The following is a 17,429-nucleotide window of genomic DNA, read 5'->3' on the forward strand; positions in this document are numbered from 1 at the left end:
CAAGATGCATTTAGATCGCATCTTTTCCCAAAATATAATAGATGCATATAAAATGCATCTATTAGGAGCGATAATGTGGAAGCGATCACGGAGGCCGAAATCACCTTGGTGCTCGAGAGGTTTTACGAGAAAGTCCGGCGGGATCCGGAGATCGGACCCGTGTTCGACGTAGTGACCGACTGGGACGAGCACATCGTCCGGCTGTCCGAATTCTGGTCTTCCCTGATGCTGACTTCGGGTCGCTATAAGGGAAATCCGATGTCGATGCATATGATGCATTCGGACAAGATCAGGCCGGGGATGTTCAACCAATGGCTTACTCTCTGGATGCAGACGACGTCGGAGCTCCTGACACAGTCAATAGCGGCACTGATGCAGGCGAAGGCTTCCCGCATCGCCTCTCGGCTGTCGCTCACCGTCTGTGGTTCGCTACCTCCAGGCCCTGTCACCCATATCTCCCTGCCGAGGTCCAAACCCTACATGGTTACACAGGATTTCGATGAAAGTTCTATCCCAGCGGCCTTGCTGCGTGAACATTCGTTGAAGCCTGGCTCATGGGGCGTCGTCCGGATCACGGAAGGTTCGGTCGCCTTGGTTGCAGCAGGCCGGGAGATTCTAACCTCTCAAAGCTTCGGCCTCATTCTCCCGGAAATTCCCCACCACCTCGAAACGCTCGGCCCGGTGAAATTCAGGATCGAGTTTTATGATCACGCACCGACCACAGACCAACATTGAAAAAAGAAGAAAGAGCACTTGGATGCCAACTCCACTCTCCGCAAAAACCATTGAAATCGTAAAGGCGAGCGCCCCTGCACTGGCGGTTCATGGAACCGCGATTACAAAAGGCATGTACACACGCCTCTTCGAGCACGACCACATCCGAGGGCTTTTCAACCATTCCAATCAAGGCGAGGGCGGGTCGCAGGTCCACGCGTTGGCTGCGGCCATCCTGGCGTACGCACGCAACATCGAAAATCTGGGTGTACTTGCGCCCGCGGTCGAGCGGATCGCCCACAAGCATATCGGCTACCATATTCTCCCCGAGCACTATCCCTATGTTGCGACAGCGCTGCGAGCTTCAATCTCGGACGTACTCGGCGAGGCGGCGACGCCGCAGTTGCTGGAAGCTTGGGGCGAAGCCTACTGGTTCCTCGCCGACATCCTGAAAGAGCGTGAAGTGCAGTTGCGGTCTGAACTGCAGGCGGCGGTTGGGGGCTGGAACGGCTGGAGGCAATTCGTCATCGCTGAAAAGATCAAGGAGAGCGATGTTGTCACGTCTTTCGTACTACGCCCAGCCGACGGTCAGAAAGTAACCAGGCATCGTCCCGGCCAATATCTTACCTTCCGACTCACACTGAATGACGGGCAAGAGGTCAAGCGGAACTATTCCATCTCGTGCGGGCCCAACAACGATTTCTACCGGATCTCCGTAAAAAGGGAGGCAATGGGGCAGGGAGGCTCCATTTACCTTCACGACCACACCTCCATTGGCGCAATCATTGAGGCCACGCCGCCTGCCGGAGACTTCTTCCTTCCGGATGAGCCAAAGCGGTCAATCGTCCTGCTGTCAGGCGGCGTGGGTCTGACGCCGATGGTCGCCATGCTTGAAGCTATCTCGGCCAGCTACCCCGACCTTGACGCGCATTTTGTCCACGGCGCTCTAAACAGCACCACGCATGCCATGGACCGCCACGTGCGTACATTGGCGTCTCAACACGGTCGCGTCGCTGTCCGAACGTTTTATAGCGATCCCGCTGACGCTGACGCAGCTGGGATCTCACACGATCATGACGGTATGATCTCGATTGAATGGCTCAAGGAGAATACTCCGTTCGCCTCAGCCGACTATTACCTTTGTGGCCCTAGGCCATTCCTAAAAGCTTTGGTTGGCGGTTTGTGGGCGGCAGGGATCGCGCCGGATCGGTTACACTACGAATTTTTCGGCCCAGCCGACGAGCTCATTGCTGCTTGAACCATCACAGCCGGGGCCATTGGCCCCGGCGTCTCTCCGAAAGGCTACGCCATGTGGAAACGCAAACTATCGATCGGCCTAAAACTCGCTTGGGCGCTCATGCTGGTCAACGCCTCTCCCTCCGTTGCATCCGCTCACGTCAAGTGGTTTGCACCGTACATTGTCGGTGCGCCGCCCGCGCCCATAACGAAGACGCTGGCCGACACTTGGTTCTGGGCGGGCATCGCACTGGTTCTGGTGTTCTTTGTCATAACCAGAGCCCTCGAACTCTCCAGGTTCGGAAGCGCTGCTATCAGCGCACTCGACTATGTCACTAATCCGCTGTGGCAGCGACAAGACGACTATATCCGGGCCATAATCGGTGCGTTCTTCGTAGCCATTTTCGCGGTAGGGGGCGTCTATCTCACTCCAGACCTGAAGACTCCGGCAGAATGGGTATCCTGGCTACAGCTGGTTATCGCGTTCTGCGTCTTTTCGCGGCGGACGATGCCCATCGCCGGGGTTGGCATCATCGCCCTCTGGATCTTGGCCCTGCGTGACTATGACCTGTTCCATTTGTTCGACTACCTTGCCCTCGGGCTGGGCGTCGCCGCCTACCTTCTCCTCGAACCATTGAAAAACGAGTCGCTGCGGACGAGGCGCTTCGAAGCCCTGCGTTGGGGACTCGCTATCGCCTTGATGTGGTCGAGCCTCGAGAAGTTCGCGTTCCCCAGTTGGTTCTATCCTCTTGTCGTGGAAAAACCGTTCCTGACATTCGGGATGCCCCGGGACGTCTTTCTCCCGATGGCTGGGGTTACGGAATTCACTCTCGGCCTCGGATTGCTTTGGACCCCGCTGATACGGCGTCTTTCGGCACTGGCTTTGATCGTGATTTTTACGGCCGCCGTCTGGCCGTTCGGACGGGTTGATCTCATCGGACACGGCCTCATCATGGCGATCCTCCTCGCCGTGGCTGCCGATCACAGGTCGGGAGTCGACGTTTTGACCAACCTCAAGCGAGGCACATGGCGTATTCCGATAGGAATGGCCTCGGCGCTTGTGATCTTTTGCACGGCATACTGGGGTCTGCACCTTGCCTTCTATGGAATCGACGGAAAACTGGACGGGCATGAAGGGCCGAAATCGACCCACTCCTATGATCCCGAGCATCCGCATGCCTCCGGTAAAGAGGGAGAGATCGGCGGACAGCCACATCAGTGAGTAAAAACGCCAAGCGCGGCTCGCATCGATGCGACGCCACAAGGGACACAACCCATCATTTTCCCGGTGTCACAAGCTCCACATGACTTACACCTAGAGCTTTTGCCAGTTCATACAATGTAATCACCGTTGGGTTGCGTCGTCCGCGTTCCAATCCACTCAGATATTGCTGACTGTATTAGGCGCGGCAATCTAAGCCTTTGAACGCCGAAAGCTGACCCCGGTGGTAAGCGTCAACGTATTGTAATATGTGTAAATTCAGGAAAGTCATTGGGGTGAATTGAAAGCCGATGACGGAGGTAAATGCCGCACCCAAATACAGCCAGCGCCGTGATCTACAGTCTGATGCTCACTTGCCGCGCCTGTGGGGTCGCCCCACTAACCTGGCTGCGCCATGTGCAAACTGGGCTGCCGCAGCGCGACGAAGCGGCCGACATCGTCGACCTGCTGCTGTTCATGGCTTATGCCATGATGGGCGGGATCATCGTGGGAACGGTCGTGACACTCTTGTGCCAGTTCTCCACGTGGCCTGGTTCCGCATACCGAGTGAAAACGAGGCGTCGGCGACGCAGAAGTCTCGGCCCACTAGAGCCGAAGACGTTTCGCATCTCTCTATTCAGCAAGGCGTGTTGTCGATGATTGTCAAATATATCAAGCCTAGCCGTAATATGATTGAAGTTGCAATGTTAATAGTTCTGACTGGCGTAACGGCTTGCGCTTCGCGGCCGCCATCATCAGTTCTCCAGCCTGTCGGGCTCGTACAAAACGAAAACGAGAAGGTTACGCTGCTTGCCATCACGAATCGTGACCGGGAAACTAACGGGAATGGGTTTGGAAGCCGATGGGCGGCGAAACTCACTTACGAGAAATATGGCTTCTCCATACCTTCGGAGCGCAAATCCACCGCCATCGTTTATCCGTCAAAAAATCTGGACCCGCGCCGCCAATTCGCGGTCACGGCCCGCAAGCAACTTTCGGAAAGAGAACTTATAGACGATGCCACGAGCGCGGCGAATTTCGACGGCACTGTCGCGGTCTTTGTCCATGGCTACAACTACAGTTACCAGGAGGCGCTCTTTAGAACGGCGCAGATGGCCGCTGACGCCAGGACCTTGAGCCCTCCGATACTTTTTTCGTGGCCCTCGGCGGCCAGCGTCACTGGTTATGTGACGGATAGGGACGCGGCTCTTTATTCACGTGCGGAGCTGGAGCGCCTTCTTGGGGCACTCGCGAGGGATTTGAGAGTCAAACGCATCGTGCTGTTCGGCCACAGCATGGGCGGCTTTTTGTCGATGGAAGCCGCAGTCCAGCTTAAACTTCAGGGCAGACGCGATGTAATGGGAAAGCTGCAGATAGTGCTTGCCGCACCTGATATAGACGTCGACGTGTTCAGGTCTCAGCTGCGCGATCTTGGACACATGCATGCACCGATCACCCTTCTCGTGTCGAAAACCGACCGGGCGTTGACAATTTCCAGCGTCATTGGTGGTGAACGACCGCGCATAGGTCGATTAGATATTGACGATCCGACGATAAGACAGGCGGCAATTGCTAACCACGTCAACATAATAGACGTAACGTCAGCCGCGTCATCCGACGGTCTTGGACACGATCGCTATGCCGCGCTGGCACGGGTTAGTGGTGAGCTGCGTAAGGCAGAAGCGCAAAACCGTGGTGGAGGGAATGTTGGAGCGCTGGTGTTTCAAGCCGCCGGCGCGTCCGTAGCCATCCCCGTTAATGTGACAGAGCGGCTCGCTAGGTAGTGAGGGCCAAATTTGGTTTCCTCTGCGTTCATCAAACAATAACCTGGGTAAGATCGTTCATTTTCGTACCCGTGCCGAATCTCCAGCGTGGGCTGGACGTGCATGTTCCGTTGAATAGTCCGGTCAGCCACCCGGCCAACGGTCTCGGCGAAATTCCGCCGCACCGCATCCGAGGCGGTGGCCTGGGTTCCGCGCGTAGAGCTTCCGGAACGGTCATATCGATACCGTCCCGATAAGGGCGATCAGAACAGTTGAGCCGAACGTCTTGAAATAATGGTTGTTCACCTTATCGTTGAAATCGCTATACCCTTGAGCCTCCGTTCCCAACATGGGGCAAGGATTATGATAACCCATCCAGCGACGACCGAGCCGCTGCGGACTGGTCTCGCGCTGTCGATGATGATGTTCAGCTAAAGTGCCATGTTACGCACTCTTATCGGTTGAAGGAGCCACCGTGGCCCTAATTTCTCACGTTTTCACTTTGCAGTCGCATCTAATAATGTTGATCACGATATCGGCGGTGCGGTCGAGATAAGTGCGACCATCGGAAAGCCGTGCCGTCGGACTGATGTAACTCTGCGGGCCAACATGAGTGGCCGGGTCAAGGGAATGCACGGTAACGCTCCCTGCGTTCAGGGCTTTGTTCCATGGGCTACGCCGAAGAACACGCCACCTCTGTGGGAAAAGCCCGATGCCCACCTTTTCGATCCAGTCATTTTTGCTGGTGAGGCGGTGTACGTGGCGTGCGTGCGTCAGGTCATTAGCGCCGTTGTGGAAACCTCCGAGCATGATCAACCAAAGGGGAGAACTGAGTTCGCTGAAGAGGCCTTCAAGTGCCCCGGTGGCGACCTGAGCGCCACCGCTGTAGCAAAGAAGAACCACCGGTATGCCGTTATCGGGCTCGTAACCCGCTAAGCGCAGCTGGCCTACGATCTGAGCGCTCACAGCTCGGTTGTATAGCGGGCGGTATCTACGATCCGATGCCACGAAAGTCTGCATTGCGTTGTGCAAAAACAGCGTTATTGCAATATGGTGTCGCAGCCAGTCCCATATTGGTCGACCCACAAGCGGGTCTGCCAACGGCGAATAAGGCTGAACCTGGCCTAGAACTCGCACTTCGGGCGCTCTGGCAATAACGGCTTCGACAAGCTGGCCGCCGTCGCGGGTGTCATCGAAGCGTCGCTTGCCGATTCCATCCAAATAGACCACGTATGCGTGGGGTGGCTGACTTGGGTCCGCGCCTCTGGCGTAAGGCATTTCCGGCGGGAGAGTCGCGGTTAGTCGCCGCCGCCCTACGGTGTAGAGCACCAGTTCATAACGAGCCAGCAAGCCCTCGGCGAGGAGGACTGGCCCTAGCGCCAGGAGGCAGACGAGCCACGGGAAATCGCTCATACGATCGCGTCCTTCTCTGCCGCACTGGCAATTCTCCGCCCTATAAGCCGCCGGACTGCTTGGACCGTAACAGCCAGCCCAAGTCCGGCAACAGCGACGCAGGCACCCGACGTCCACCACCCTAATCCGGACGCTGCTGCAATGGGTCCCACAAGTCCCGTCCCGACACCAACGATAAGGAGGGTGTGCAGAAACGGCCCCAGCAGTGGGAACGCGAGGATAGCGGACAACAGCAATGGTGCGAGCAGGTTAGGTGTCCAGACGAGGCCTGTTGTCGCGATTAGTCGGAGTTCCGGCTGAGAGGCAGACCGTACGAGGTCGGCGGTGGCCCACGCGGCAATAGGCCAGGATGCGATGACGGTTCCTTCAACCACTGTGCCGGTTACTAAGAGCCCGATTACGAAATAAAGCGAACTCTTGTTGCGACTTGCGATTAGGGGCAGAAGCCGCCCGGCACTCTCGGAAAGCCCGGACAGGGCCAGTAGGACGATAACCGTATGTGACATGGTTCAGGGCCCTCGTTTACGACCTGAGGCTGCGCCTCCGCTTATGTCCTGGGCATACCGTTCAATCACATCGGCGGCACGCCGCGCTCCGCCAGCTCGCTCCTGCGCCGTGCGCTGTACAACGGCCGATGCACGAAAGCTCGGCTCATTCAAAAGGCGCCAGGCGGTGGCATTCACCGTTTCCACAGTGGCTTCATCCGTGCGAATGGAGAGGCCAGCACCGAGCTCGACGACCCGCCGAGCAACCAGTGGCTGGTCCGCCCCCTGTGGCACGACGAGCGTCGGGACCCCGGCCCGCATTGCCTCATTGACGCTGTTCATTCCGCCGTGCGTCACGAATAGCGCTGCACGGTCAAGCACCCGTAGTTGAGGGACTGATTGCACGGCCAGCACGTTTGACGGCAGTGTACCCAGTTCTTCCGGTTGAGTATGCCCAGTTGATATGACAACCGTTCCCCCCAGTGGTGCAAGGGCAATTGCGAAGGTCCGAAGTAGGGCCGGTCCAGCGTCGAATACTGTTCCCAGAGATGCGTACAGCACAGGGTCTTTGAGCTTGAAGGCGTCAAAGGCTGGGTCACTTGGGCGTGAACCCACGCTGGCACCAACGAACTCATAGGACTGATCGAAAGCTTCGGCTCCAGGTTGGAATGCGCCAGAGGTGAACACTAGGTTGAGCTTTGCCTCCGCCTTCAATAGATCGATCAAAGGTAGGCTGCCGGTTTGGTAGCGGCGGCTTAAAGCTATACGTGCGCACGCATATCTCCAGGCGATACGGGGATGACTCAATGCAGCGGCCACTAAACCCTGGGAGACGCCTGTGGGGCTTTCTACTTGCCGGTTGAACGCAAATGTCGTGAATGTCGCCACCGCTGGGACGCCAAGCTCACGCGCGGCCACTGCGCCCCACGGACAAGCTGCCCCGTGCACTATCAGGTCGGGACCAATGTCGCGAAGATCAGAGAGTACGCCGGGCATTAATTCAAGAGAGGTCCTTGCAAGCTCTTCCAGTAGCGCAAGTGGGATCGGGGGGTCCGGCAGGGGTATATAGCCTTCGGTGTATAGGTGGACCTGCGCTCCAGCAGCCTTAATCTCGGCCGCGAACGAAGGGAATGTGTGGTATGTCAATGTGTGGCCGCGGCTGGCGAGCTCCGCGACGACGGGAAGTGTTGGGTTGATGTAGCCATGCATGCCGATGTTGAGAAACGAGACGGTGCTCATCGACGTCCTCCAGGTGCCTCCGGTTGTGGCGACACATCTATCGTTCCGTCTATAACGAAAGCGGACATTTGATATCCTATACGAAGGTTCGGGAAGGTAGCCCTGCTTGCGTCAGCCTGCGCCATTCGAGTGGCTTTTGAGGCTTCGTAGGTCCTTCCGTAGGATTTTGCCGACGTTCGACTTAGGCAAATCGGTGCGAAATTCCACGAACCGAGGACGCTTGTAGTTGGTCAGATTGGCAGCGCAATGCGCCTTCACGTCCGCTTCCGTGAGATTCGGATCTTTCTTGACAACGAAAAGTTTTACAGCTTCGCCGGAGTTTTCATCGGGCACACCGATTGCTGCACACTCGAGCACTCCGGCGAGGGTCATCACCACCTCCTCGATCTCGTTGGGGAACACGTTGAAGCCGGACACCAGGATCATATCCTTCTTGCGATCTACGATTTTCACTAGTCCATCAGGGTTCATATAGCCGATATCGCCTGAGCGGAAAAACCCGTCAGCCGAGATCGCCTTGGCTGTTTCCTCCGGCTGTTTCCAATAGCCCGCCATGACCTGCGGGCCACGGATACAGATTTCACCGATATCACCGAGCGGCACGGCGTTGCCATCATCGCCTCGGATCTCGACGTCAGTGGATGGTAAGGGCAGGCCAATCGTGCCAGTGAAACCGCCTCCGTCGAGCCGGTTTACGAGCACAACAGGCGACGTCTCAGAAAGGCCGTAGCCCTCCTTGATCGAGGATCCCGTCAACTTTTCCCAACGTTCCGCTATCGGACGCGGTACCGCCATTCCTCCGCCAAAGGTCAGCGCTAGATTAGAAAAATTTAGGCTCCGAAATTTGGGTTCGTACATCAGTTTGTTGAAAAGCGTGCTGACCCCGGGGAAGATGTTGATCTGGTATTTCGCGGTTTCCTTCACGAAAGCCCGAATGTCGCGCGGGTTGGGAATAAGAATGTTCTCGCTGCCGGTGCTTACCCCCATCAGGGCGTTCACCGTCATTCCAAATATATGGTAGAGCGGCAGGGCACAGAGAAACACCAGCCGTTCGGGCCGTTTCTTGTCTTGGAAAGCCGATTCGAGCCACAGGCCCATTTGGGATATGTTCGACAAAAGGTTGGAATGGGTCAGCGTTGCGCCCTTTGAGACGCCGGTAGTTCCACCAGTATATTGCAACAGTGCTACGTCGCTGGATTTGACGTCGACGGCTTCAAGCGTCAGGCTGGAGCCCTTCGCAATAACCGTTTTGAAAGTCAGGTGTCCCGGTAGCGACCACGAGGGAACCAGCTTTCTGACCCTGCGTACGACAAAATTGACGATCAGGCCCTTCAGACCGAGAAGATCGCCCATCGTGGCGACTACGGTGTGCCTGAGATCGGTCCGGGTCGCCACCTGTTCGACGGTATGGGCAAAATTTTCGAGCACGAAGATTGCCTTGGCGCCGGAGTCCGTCAGCTGATGTTCCAGTTCGCGTGGCGTGTAGAGCGGATTCACGTTTACGACGGTGTAACCCGCCCGAAGAATGCCGAAGACGATCACCGGATTTTGCAGGATGTTCGGCATCATGACCGCCACGCGATCGCCTTTAACGAGACCGGTCGACTGCAGCCAGGCACCAATTTTCCTACTGTGTGCGTCGAGGTTCCTGAAAGTCAGCGTTTTGTCCATACAGGTGAAGGCGGCATGTTCGGCATATTTTTCGCATGAGTGCGCGAAAAGTTCACCGATTGAATTGAAAGGCAGTGGATCGATATAGCTAGGCATGCCGGGAGGGTAGGAATGCAGCCAGGGTTTCGCCGTACTCGGGGCTGGGGTTTGCATCAATGTGTTAGACATCGCCTTACTCTTTCCTGGGCCTTGCGCTGCGCCACGAGGTCGAGAAACTGATTCCCTTGGTCGTTGCGAGCTTCCGCGTGTGCGCGTCCAGACGGTGCGCACAACCATTGATTTTAGAGGCTCGGAGACTGAGCAGCCGAATCAGATGTTCGTCGAGCCCTGAACTGGCGACGAAACGGTCCAAAGTCGAGACCACCGTGAAGCCGCCGGCGGTTTCCTTACCGGGATAAATGTGAGGATACATTTAGACGTCTCCTGAGCAGGTTCTGTGGAAATGCTGTTTCTGCGTCGTCAGAAACTACGTGTGAGGAGAGGGTCTCAGAAAGTTATACAATGGTTTGGAAGCAGGCAGACGGCTTCGCATTGCTATGATCGATGGCTGAAACGTCCCCATGAACTTGGGGACCCGTCCCCAGGGGAACGTTTGAAAAGCAGGGGATGCCTTAACTGAGCGTATTCGCTTGAGATGACCGGCATGCTGCCTCGCGCACACAAGGAAGTCAGAAAGCAACAGGTCAAACCGCAGTTTGCACAAAAGTCCAAAACGCCTTACGGCGGTTTTTAGTACAAAAAGCAACACCCCAAAAACGCATGTTAGTTCCATAAATATGACTACGCCTCAACAGCAGCCTAAACCTTTGAATTTACTACAAGCAAGATACAACGGTTCGTATCTAATCATAGGAGGCCGGAAAGCGGCCTCCTATCGCACGACCGTTTTACCGGACAAGCGCCGTCATTAGTCAGCGGCGAAGTCAGTCGACACCGAGACGGTGCGCCATTCGGAGAGGATGGCAGCGTCTTGCGCGTGCTTTTTCTCGATCGCGGCGACCGTGTCGCTACCGAGCGGCAGGCGGATCGGCGGATTAGGGGTATCAGTAAAGGCGATGAGCGCCTCTGCCAGCTTTTGAGGGTCGCCGGGTTGGTTATGGCTGAGACCTGCTGCTATCGTTCGCACCTTGCCGACAGTTTCTGCGTAATCGCCGATGATATTGCCACTGACCGACAAGGACGAACTGTCGAGGAAGTCGGTGCGGAAATAGCCCGGCTCTACGACGGTGACGTGGATGCCAAGCGGCGCCAGTTCGTCATGCAGGGCTTCGCTCAGCCCTTCGACCGCAAATTTCGTCGAGGAGTAGACACCGAAGCCTGCCGCGCCGCGATAACCTCCGATCGATGAGATGTTCAGGATGCGGCCGGAGCGCGCCCGGCGCATGAAGGGCAGCACGGCGCGCGTCACGTTGAGGAGACCGAAGACATTGGTGCGATAGACGGCCTCGACCTCCGCCACGGTGGCCTCTTCGACGGCACCCATCAGTCCGAAGCCCGCATTGTTGAGCAGGATATCGATGCGGCCGAAGCGATCGATCGCTACTTTCGCCGCTGCGGTCGCCTGTTTGTCATCGGTTACATCGAGGGCGACAGGAAGCAGGTTGGGATGTTCGCCGAACCGCTCGATGATCGCCTTCGGATTGCGGGCGGTAGCGACGACGGCGTCGCCCGCGGCAAGAGCGCCTGTGGTGACGAGGGCGCCAAAGCCGCGCGAGGCGCCGGTGATGAACCAGATTTTCATGAGGATCTTCCTTGATTTTCGATGAGATAAGCGAGAGGGCGTCTGGCCACCGCGATGTTGTGATGGCCAGCCGGGTAGGAAAGGGTCACGGCAGGACTTCTGCCAGCTCGATCAGATTGCCGAAGGGATCGCAGAAGAAGGCAAGGCGCCGGCTGATTGCCAAAAGCTCGAACGGCTCGGTGACGATGGTGACGCCGCGTGCCCGCAGTGCCTCGACGGTGGCGTCAACGCTTGCGACATTCAGGCAGAAATGGTGGTAGCCCGCATATTTGAGACTGTCGCCAAGATCGGTGTAGGGGCGGACGTCTGTTGGCGACGGATCTCCACCACCAAGGATTTCTATGTAGAAATGGTCGTCCGTTGCAGGCGCGAGATAGGCGAGTTGCTCGTCGGCATAGTCCCATTCGGCAACGACACGAAAGTCGAGCTTCTCGACATACCAGCGCCTAGCGGTTTCGAGGTCCGGCGTGCGCACGGCAACGTGATGGCCACGCATGTCAGCAAAGGGCGATGCCGTGTTGCGGGCGGGAGGAATGAAGTCGGCCATTGTCTTGTCTCCTGTCTGGTCCGGCACCAGCGCCGGTTTGCGAGGAGAAATCTGGACCTTTTTGGGAATAAGAATTAGAGAGATAATCTTCCTCTCAATGATGAGTGAGATTTGACAATGCGCAGTACGGATCTCTCTGAATTGGCGGCCTTCGATGCCGTTGCCCGTCACCGCAACTTTCGCCGGGCCGGCGAAGAGCGCGGTGTGACGGCTTCAGCGATCAGCCATGCAGTGGGCAATCTCGAGGCACGCGTCGGTATTCGTCTGCTCAACCGGACGACCCGCAGCGTGTCGCTGACCGATGCCGGTGCGATGTTGCTTGCGCAACTGTCGCCAGCCTTTGGCGAAATCGGCTCGGCGCTTGATGCCCTCAACCAGTTTCGCGACACACCGTTCGGCAAGGTGCGCCTCAATGCGCCCAATTCGGTCGCACCGTTCGTGTTCCGATCGATCATTGGCCCGCTGATTGCAAAAAATCCTGGTCTCCAGCTGGAAATCGTTGCCACCGACCGCCTCGTCGACATTGTGAAGGAGGGGTTCGATGCCGGCATTCGTCTCGGCGAAAGCCTGCGTGATGGCATGACGGCTGTGAAGATCAAGCCACGACTGCGGTTTGCCGTCGTAGGTTCTTCGAACTATTTCGAGCATCATCGGCTTCCCAAAACCCCGGACGATCTGCGTCACCATGTCTGCATCCGCAATATCTATCCTAGCGGCAAACCCTATGCCTGGGAGTTCAGCCGCGCTGGAAAGATCATCGAGTTCGAGCCAACCGGGTCTCTCTTGCTCGATGACCATGAACTGATGGTCGAGGCAGCACTTTCGGGCGTGGGGCTGGCTTATGTCTGGGAAGAGCGAGCGCGTCCCTATGTCCAGAACGGCAGCCTGGTAGAATGCCTGGCATCCTGGAGTGCGCCCGAGGACTGGCCTTATCTCTATTACCCGACGCGGAAATACCTATCGGCCGGCATGCGCGCCGTCATAGATGCGCTGCGCGTATGAATGGAGGGGTGCATCGAACGTTCGTTCCTAACAGCGCGAGTAGAATATCTGCGAACATCGGTGCGGTAGACCTCTTTAAGCGGACCCGCGCGCCGGGAGCTGTCGGTCCCGGTTTCCGGCCCTGCCGTCGCTATGCTAAACCTCCTGCGGCAACCCTTTTTACCGGTCTTGCGGGAGGCGAACGGCTTTCGCGCTGCTCGCTACAGCTGGTATGCCCATTTCCAGTTTGGGCGCTTTCGTGACATCCGAGGGCAGTCACAACGAACTGCGCCGTATCGCCGATGACCGACCGGCTTACTGATGATGCCTGGTACCAACATGGTTGATCTAGCAATCCCGCCGTGTTTTGAAGGGTGGGAACCGGCGGCAGGATGATGACAGCAAGAATGGCAGAACAGTTCGATATGTTTTCGGGAGAGGTTTCGCGCGACCGGGTGGTCAAGCGTGACATTTCCAAACACGCGAAGCCCGAACAACCTACCGTCTCCATGAGTGAAGAGGAGATGGTCCAGTATCTCTCACAGACGGGCCGCTACCGCATCCTCACGAAACTCGTGCCGCGGACGATTGCGCCATTCCCGCGTCCGGAATACCTCCTCAAGGGCATCATTCTCGACACCGAGACCACGGGCCTGAATGCTCGCAAGGATGAGATCATCGAGATCGGCGTGATCGCTTTCACCTTCGATGCGACCGGAAGCATTGGTGACGTGACCGGCATCTATGGTGGGCTTCAACAGCCGAGCGTTTCCATTCCCACTGAGATCACGAGGCTCACCGGGATCACAGATGATATGGTGGCCGGGCAGTCAATCGATATGGCTGCGTTGCAGGCGCTGATTGAACCGGCTGATCTGCTGATCGCCCACAATGCCGGTTTCGACCGGCCATTCTGCGAGGCATTTTCTCATCTGTTTTCTGGCAAGGCCTGGGCGTGCTCCAACTCCGAGATCGACTGGTCGTCGCGGGGATATGAAGGTACCAAGCTCGGGTACCTGATCGGGCAAGCGGGCTATTTTCATGAAGGTCATCGCGCTGTCGATGATTGTTTCGCGCTCTTGGAAGTTCTCGCCCGGCAGGACGATGGATCTGCGTTCTCCGCTTTTGCCGAACTCTATGAGGCAAGCCAACGGTCGCGTGTCCGGATCTTTGCGGAGAACAGCCCCTTCGACATGAAGGACCACTTGAAAGCGCGAGGCTATCGCTGGTCCGACGGAAGCGACGGCCGTCCCAAATCCTGGTGGATCGAGGTTGGAGAAGAAGCGCTCGATGACGAACTCCGCTATCTCAGAGCCGAAATCTACCGTTATCCAGACGCCGATCCGCCCATCAAACGCCTCACTGCCTTCGACCGGTTCCGGGCCTGATCGCTTCCTTCAATCCATCTCTATAGGATCCATGCATTGATCGCATGGCCGACCTGAGACCTTCTGCCTTATCGACGGGCGTCCGAGGGCCTATGTTCCAATCATCGAAACGACGTTGGAACCGAAGCAAGGTTGCTGGCGTCAAGAGACATCACGAAAGGGGATCATCATGAACGTAGCACGCTCCTTCAATAACTGGCGCAAGTACCGTCAGACCGTTACCGAACTTGGCCGCATGAGCTCGCGCGAACTGCAGGACCTCGGCATCAACCGCGCCGACATCCACAGCGTTGCTCGCCAGTCGGTCGCTCTCTAAGCGACTTTTTCCTGCCCATCCTGAATGACACTACGCCCGCTGATGACGCGGGCGTTTTTGTGTTTGGCCGCCGCGAGGCGCTGTGCTGGAGATTTCATTCGTCAGGGAGAGGGCGTGCATTTTCCGCATAGCTGCACTGCAGCAAAGTCTATTTAATGTGCGGAGAGAATGGGTATCCTGGTTTTCATCGAAGCGATGCACCTCCTCCCGCAGAGCTTCGAATTCAGACGGCCCACTCCTCCTCCCAAGGGGCGTCTGTCGGAACAGCGGCACTCCTCCTCCCAGCCGTTGTTCGGTTCTTTTCGAAAAGCCTGCCGCACCTCGGAACAGCGGCACTCCTCCTCCCAGCCGTTGTTCGGTTCTTTTCGAAAAGCCTGCCGCACCTCCTCCCGCGGCAGGCTTTTTCGTTTTCAGGACCGTCGCATCAGAGTTCGAGAGCGAGCTGCGGTGCCTGCTCACTCTCTTCGGTGTTGAGCGATGACAGGGTGATCCCGAGTAGCCGCACTGGACGTTTGAACGGGAACACCGAGGCAAGTAGGAACTCCGCAATTTCGAGCATCTGGTCGACGTCCGAGACGGCTCCCGACACTGTCTGGCTGCGTGTCGCCTGGCTGAAATCCGAATATTTGATTTTGACTGTTACGGTCTTTCCCGTGATGTCGTGCGCCTCGCAATACCGCCAGACTTTCGCGGACAATGGACGCAGCTCGGCTTTGGCCAGGTCGAAACTGTCGATGTCTTCAACGAAGGTGTCTTCCGCGCCGACGGACTTCCGGATGCGATCAAGCCGAACTTGGCGTTCGTCAATGCCGCGAGCGATGCCGTAGAAATATGGACCGGACTTCCCGAAATTCTGCTGAAGGAAGGCGAGGGACTTCGACCTGAGATCAAGCCCCGTCTCGATTCCATGCCGTTTCATCCGCTCGGCAGTGGCCGGCCCCACGCCATGGAATTTCTTCACGGGGAGGGCCTCTACAAAACCCGGCCCGTTCTTTGGCGTAATGACCGCCTGGCCATTCGGCTTGTTCAGATCGCTCGCCATTTTGGCCAGAAACTTGTTGTAGGAGATGCCAGCCGACGCATTGAGGCCCGTGACCGCCTTGATTTTCGCACGGATCTCAAGCGCAATCTCGGTGGCGATCTCCATACCTTTCAGGTTCTCGGTGACATCGAGATAGGCTTCGTCCAGCGACAGCGGCTCGATCAGCGGCGTGTACTCTGCAAAAATCTCCCGGATCTGCTGCGAGACCTGCCGATAGACCTCGAAGCGCGGTGGCACGAATATCAGATCCGGGCATTTCCGCTTGGCGGTGACCGACGGCATGGCCGAATGCACGCCGAAGACACGGGCCTCGTAACTTGCAGCCGCTACGACACCGCGTGCCGCCGACCCGCCGACGGCCAGTGGCAGGCCACGCAGCTCCGGATTGTCACGCTGCTCGACCGACGCATAAAATGCGTCCATGTCCACATGGATGATTTTGCGCACAGATTGCACGCCACCCATTCCGTCAGTTTCCAGACGGTAAGCCGGCATGTCGTGAACAGGCATCTGACTGCTCTGGTCGTGCATGGTGTTGGTGATCAAAGCAACAGACCTTCCTCGTCCGGCTTTGGTTTGGCCTGCGGCGGCACGATCACCAGCATGTTGCCCGGGAGCGGACGCTGGAGGTGGCGGGCTTCATCCCACGGTGCTGTCAGCCAGGTATCGACTTCTTCAGGCGTGGTCAGGATGGAGGGCATGGCYTTTTGATGGATCGGCGAGACAATCTCGTTGGGCGAGGTCGTCAGAAATCCGAAGAGTTCGTATTCCTGCTCGCCATCCCTGACTTTGCGCACGCCCTTCNTTTTGATGGATCGGCGAGACAATCTCGTTGGGCGAGGTCGTCAGAAATCCGAAGAGTTCGTATTCCTGCTCGCCATCCCTGACTTTGCGCACGCCCTTCCATGGCGTCCAGAATCCGGCGAAAAACATCAGCGGCCGATCTTCATTGCCGGCAAACCAGGCGTTGGGCACCCGTCCTCCCTCAATCTTGCTGGCTGGGTCAGGCTCGGCAAAGGAGGTGAACGGCACGACGCAGCGGCTGGTGGGGCCGAGCCAGCGGCGCCAGTGCGGCGAACTCACATTACGAATATTGGTGACGCCCGGATCGTAGTTTTTCACATAAGCCGGCGGCGACGGCATTCCCCAGGTCGCCCGGGCAATCTCTCGGCTCCCGTCCTCGGCGACGCGGACAATCGGCGCCTGATAGCCTGGATAAACATCGAAGGAGGCTTCATTCCAGCCGGCTCGATCCCGGAACGCCTTTGTAAATTGCAAAACGGCGTCGCGCGTGGTCGTCACGTTGTAGAGATTACACATTGCCGTCCTCCTATCCCCTGCGGCTCAAGGCGAAGTTTCCAACCCTTTCGGAACGCAATCAAGCTTTGCGAGCTCCAGCGAGCACGTGGGCTTTTGCGGCTCAAAAACCAAGGCCGCCTCCAGCAAACACGGAAATCCCGTCCCGCATCTATCCTGCCCGTCAGAACCGTGCATCTTGTCGCAACCCATTGCCATGCGACGGCGCAGATCGACAAAACGCATGCTGGCGCCGAACTGTTTCACCAGCGCCTTGCGATCAAGCTCACCCTGTTGCCCGCACGGCTTGCATTCGACGGTAATCACCGTTCCCTTGAAATCTCTGAGCGTCAGCAGGCCGGCCATATCTCTATTTTCTCATCCACGAAATTTTTC

The 17,429-nt window shown here is 57.3% G+C and carries 15 protein-coding genes and 5 pseudogenes; 8 read left to right on the forward strand and 12 right to left on the reverse strand.

Going from position 1 to position 17,429, the window contains the following annotated elements; all coding sequences use genetic code 11:
• The first annotated feature begins 75 nt into the window (after positions 1-75).
• Genes ASD36_RS30910 through ASD36_RS12365 form a run of 3 tightly spaced genes read left to right on the forward strand, consistent with a single transcriptional unit; the run spans position 76 to position 3,172 of the window.
• Positions 76-735, forward strand: a complete 660-nt coding sequence (locus ASD36_RS30910; protein WP_112834623.1) for a DUF1971 domain-containing protein — start codon at positions 76-78, stop codon at positions 733-735.
• 22 nt (positions 736-757) lie between these two features.
• Entirely contained in the window at positions 758-1,972 is a 1,215-nt protein-coding gene (gene hmpA / locus ASD36_RS12360) for an NO-inducible flavohemoprotein (RefSeq protein ID WP_060510833.1), read from the forward strand.
• A gap of 51 nt (positions 1,973-2,023) precedes the next feature.
• Positions 2,024-3,172, forward strand: coding sequence for a hypothetical protein (locus ASD36_RS12365; RefSeq protein ID WP_244489809.1), 1,149 nt, complete (start codon positions 2,024-2,026; stop codon positions 3,170-3,172).
• A 55-nt stretch (positions 3,173-3,227) separates the two neighbouring features.
• On the opposite strand, the pseudogene ASD36_RS31385 reads toward ASD36_RS12365, so the two are convergent.
• Positions 3,228-3,443: pseudogene (locus ASD36_RS31385) on the reverse strand (helix-turn-helix transcriptional regulator).
• Between the two features lie 50 nt (positions 3,444-3,493).
• On the opposite strand from ASD36_RS31385, the pseudogene ASD36_RS30595 reads away from it, so the two are divergent.
• Positions 3,494-3,628, forward strand: a pseudogene (locus ASD36_RS30595) (transposase domain-containing protein); the annotation flags it as partial.
• A 179-nt stretch (positions 3,629-3,807) separates the two neighbouring features.
• A complete protein-coding gene (locus tag ASD36_RS12375) occupies positions 3,808-4,935 on the forward strand; it encodes an alpha/beta fold hydrolase (protein WP_060510835.1) in 1,128 nt (375 codons plus the stop codon).
• Positions 4,936-5,000: 65 nt separating this feature from the next.
• Here the strand turns inward: ASD36_RS12375 and ASD36_RS31390 are convergent.
• The 7 genes and pseudogenes from ASD36_RS31390 to ASD36_RS12410 form a co-directional block, all read right to left on the reverse strand.
• Positions 5,001-5,265, reverse strand: a pseudogene (locus tag ASD36_RS31390) (TrbI/VirB10 family protein); the annotation flags it as partial.
• A gap of 138 nt (positions 5,266-5,403) precedes the next feature.
• On the reverse strand, positions 5,404-6,327 hold the full coding sequence (locus tag ASD36_RS12380; RefSeq protein ID WP_060510837.1) for a hypothetical protein: 924 nt from the start codon (positions 6,325-6,327) through the stop codon (positions 5,404-5,406).
• A gap of 509 nt (positions 6,328-6,836) precedes the next feature.
• Complete coding sequence (locus ASD36_RS12390) at positions 6,837-8,051, reverse strand: macrolide family glycosyltransferase (protein WP_060510841.1); 1,215 nt, start codon at positions 8,049-8,051, stop codon at positions 6,837-6,839.
• Between the two features lie 111 nt (positions 8,052-8,162).
• Positions 8,163-9,890, reverse strand: coding sequence for a long-chain-fatty-acid--CoA ligase (locus ASD36_RS12395; protein ID WP_060510842.1), 1,728 nt, complete (start codon positions 9,888-9,890; stop codon positions 8,163-8,165).
• A 4-nt stretch (positions 9,891-9,894) separates the two neighbouring features.
• Positions 9,895-10,134, reverse strand: a complete 240-nt coding sequence (locus ASD36_RS12400; RefSeq protein WP_060510844.1) for a carboxymuconolactone decarboxylase family protein — start codon at positions 10,132-10,134, stop codon at positions 9,895-9,897.
• Positions 10,135-10,629: 495 nt separating this feature from the next.
• On the reverse strand, positions 10,630-11,463 hold the full coding sequence (locus ASD36_RS12405) for an oxidoreductase (RefSeq protein WP_060510846.1): 834 nt from the start codon (positions 11,461-11,463) through the stop codon (positions 10,630-10,632).
• A gap of 85 nt (positions 11,464-11,548) precedes the next feature.
• Positions 11,549-12,010, reverse strand: coding sequence for a VOC family protein (locus ASD36_RS12410; RefSeq protein WP_060510848.1), 462 nt, complete (start codon positions 12,008-12,010; stop codon positions 11,549-11,551).
• Positions 12,011-12,127: 117 nt separating this feature from the next.
• Between ASD36_RS12410 and ASD36_RS12415 the strand changes: the two genes are divergently transcribed.
• The 3 genes from ASD36_RS12415 to ASD36_RS29985 all read left to right on the forward strand — a co-directional run bounded on the left by ASD36_RS12415 (position 12,128) and on the right by ASD36_RS29985 (position 14,695).
• The gene (locus ASD36_RS12415; RefSeq protein WP_060510849.1) at positions 12,128-13,012 is read left to right on the forward strand and encodes a LysR family transcriptional regulator; all 885 of its coding nucleotides are present in this window, start codon (positions 12,128-12,130) and stop codon (positions 13,010-13,012) included.
• Between the two features lie 386 nt (positions 13,013-13,398).
• The gene (locus ASD36_RS12420; protein WP_060510850.1) at positions 13,399-14,379 is read left to right on the forward strand and encodes a 3'-5' exonuclease; all 981 of its coding nucleotides are present in this window, start codon (positions 13,399-13,401) and stop codon (positions 14,377-14,379) included.
• A 169-nt stretch (positions 14,380-14,548) separates the two neighbouring features.
• A complete protein-coding gene (locus ASD36_RS29985; protein WP_082562777.1) occupies positions 14,549-14,695 on the forward strand; it encodes a DUF1127 domain-containing protein in 147 nt (48 codons plus the stop codon).
• Between the two features lie 424 nt (positions 14,696-15,119).
• Here ASD36_RS29985 and dinB read toward each other — a convergent pair whose 3' ends face one another.
• The 4 genes and pseudogenes from dinB to ASD36_RS12435 all read right to left on the reverse strand — a co-directional run bounded on the left by dinB (position 15,120) and on the right by ASD36_RS12435 (position 17,399).
• Entirely contained in the window at positions 15,120-16,232 is a 1,113-nt protein-coding gene (dinB, locus tag ASD36_RS12425; protein ID WP_244489812.1) for a DNA polymerase IV, read from the reverse strand.
• 47 nt (positions 16,233-16,279) lie between these two features.
• A pseudogene (locus ASD36_RS31395) lies at positions 16,280-16,541 on the reverse strand (SOS response-associated peptidase); the annotation flags it as partial.
• A 1-nt stretch (position 16,542) separates the two neighbouring features.
• Positions 16,543-17,057, reverse strand: a pseudogene (locus tag ASD36_RS12430) (SOS response-associated peptidase family protein); the annotation flags it as partial.
• A gap of 24 nt (positions 17,058-17,081) precedes the next feature.
• A complete protein-coding gene (locus ASD36_RS12435; protein ID WP_060510851.1) occupies positions 17,082-17,399 on the reverse strand; it encodes a hypothetical protein in 318 nt (105 codons plus the stop codon).
• Between the last annotated feature and the right edge of the window lie 30 nt (positions 17,400-17,429).

Source organism: Rhizobium sp. Root1334, from assembly GCF_001426665.1.
Classification (GTDB): domain Bacteria; phylum Pseudomonadota; class Alphaproteobacteria; order Rhizobiales; family Rhizobiaceae; genus Pararhizobium.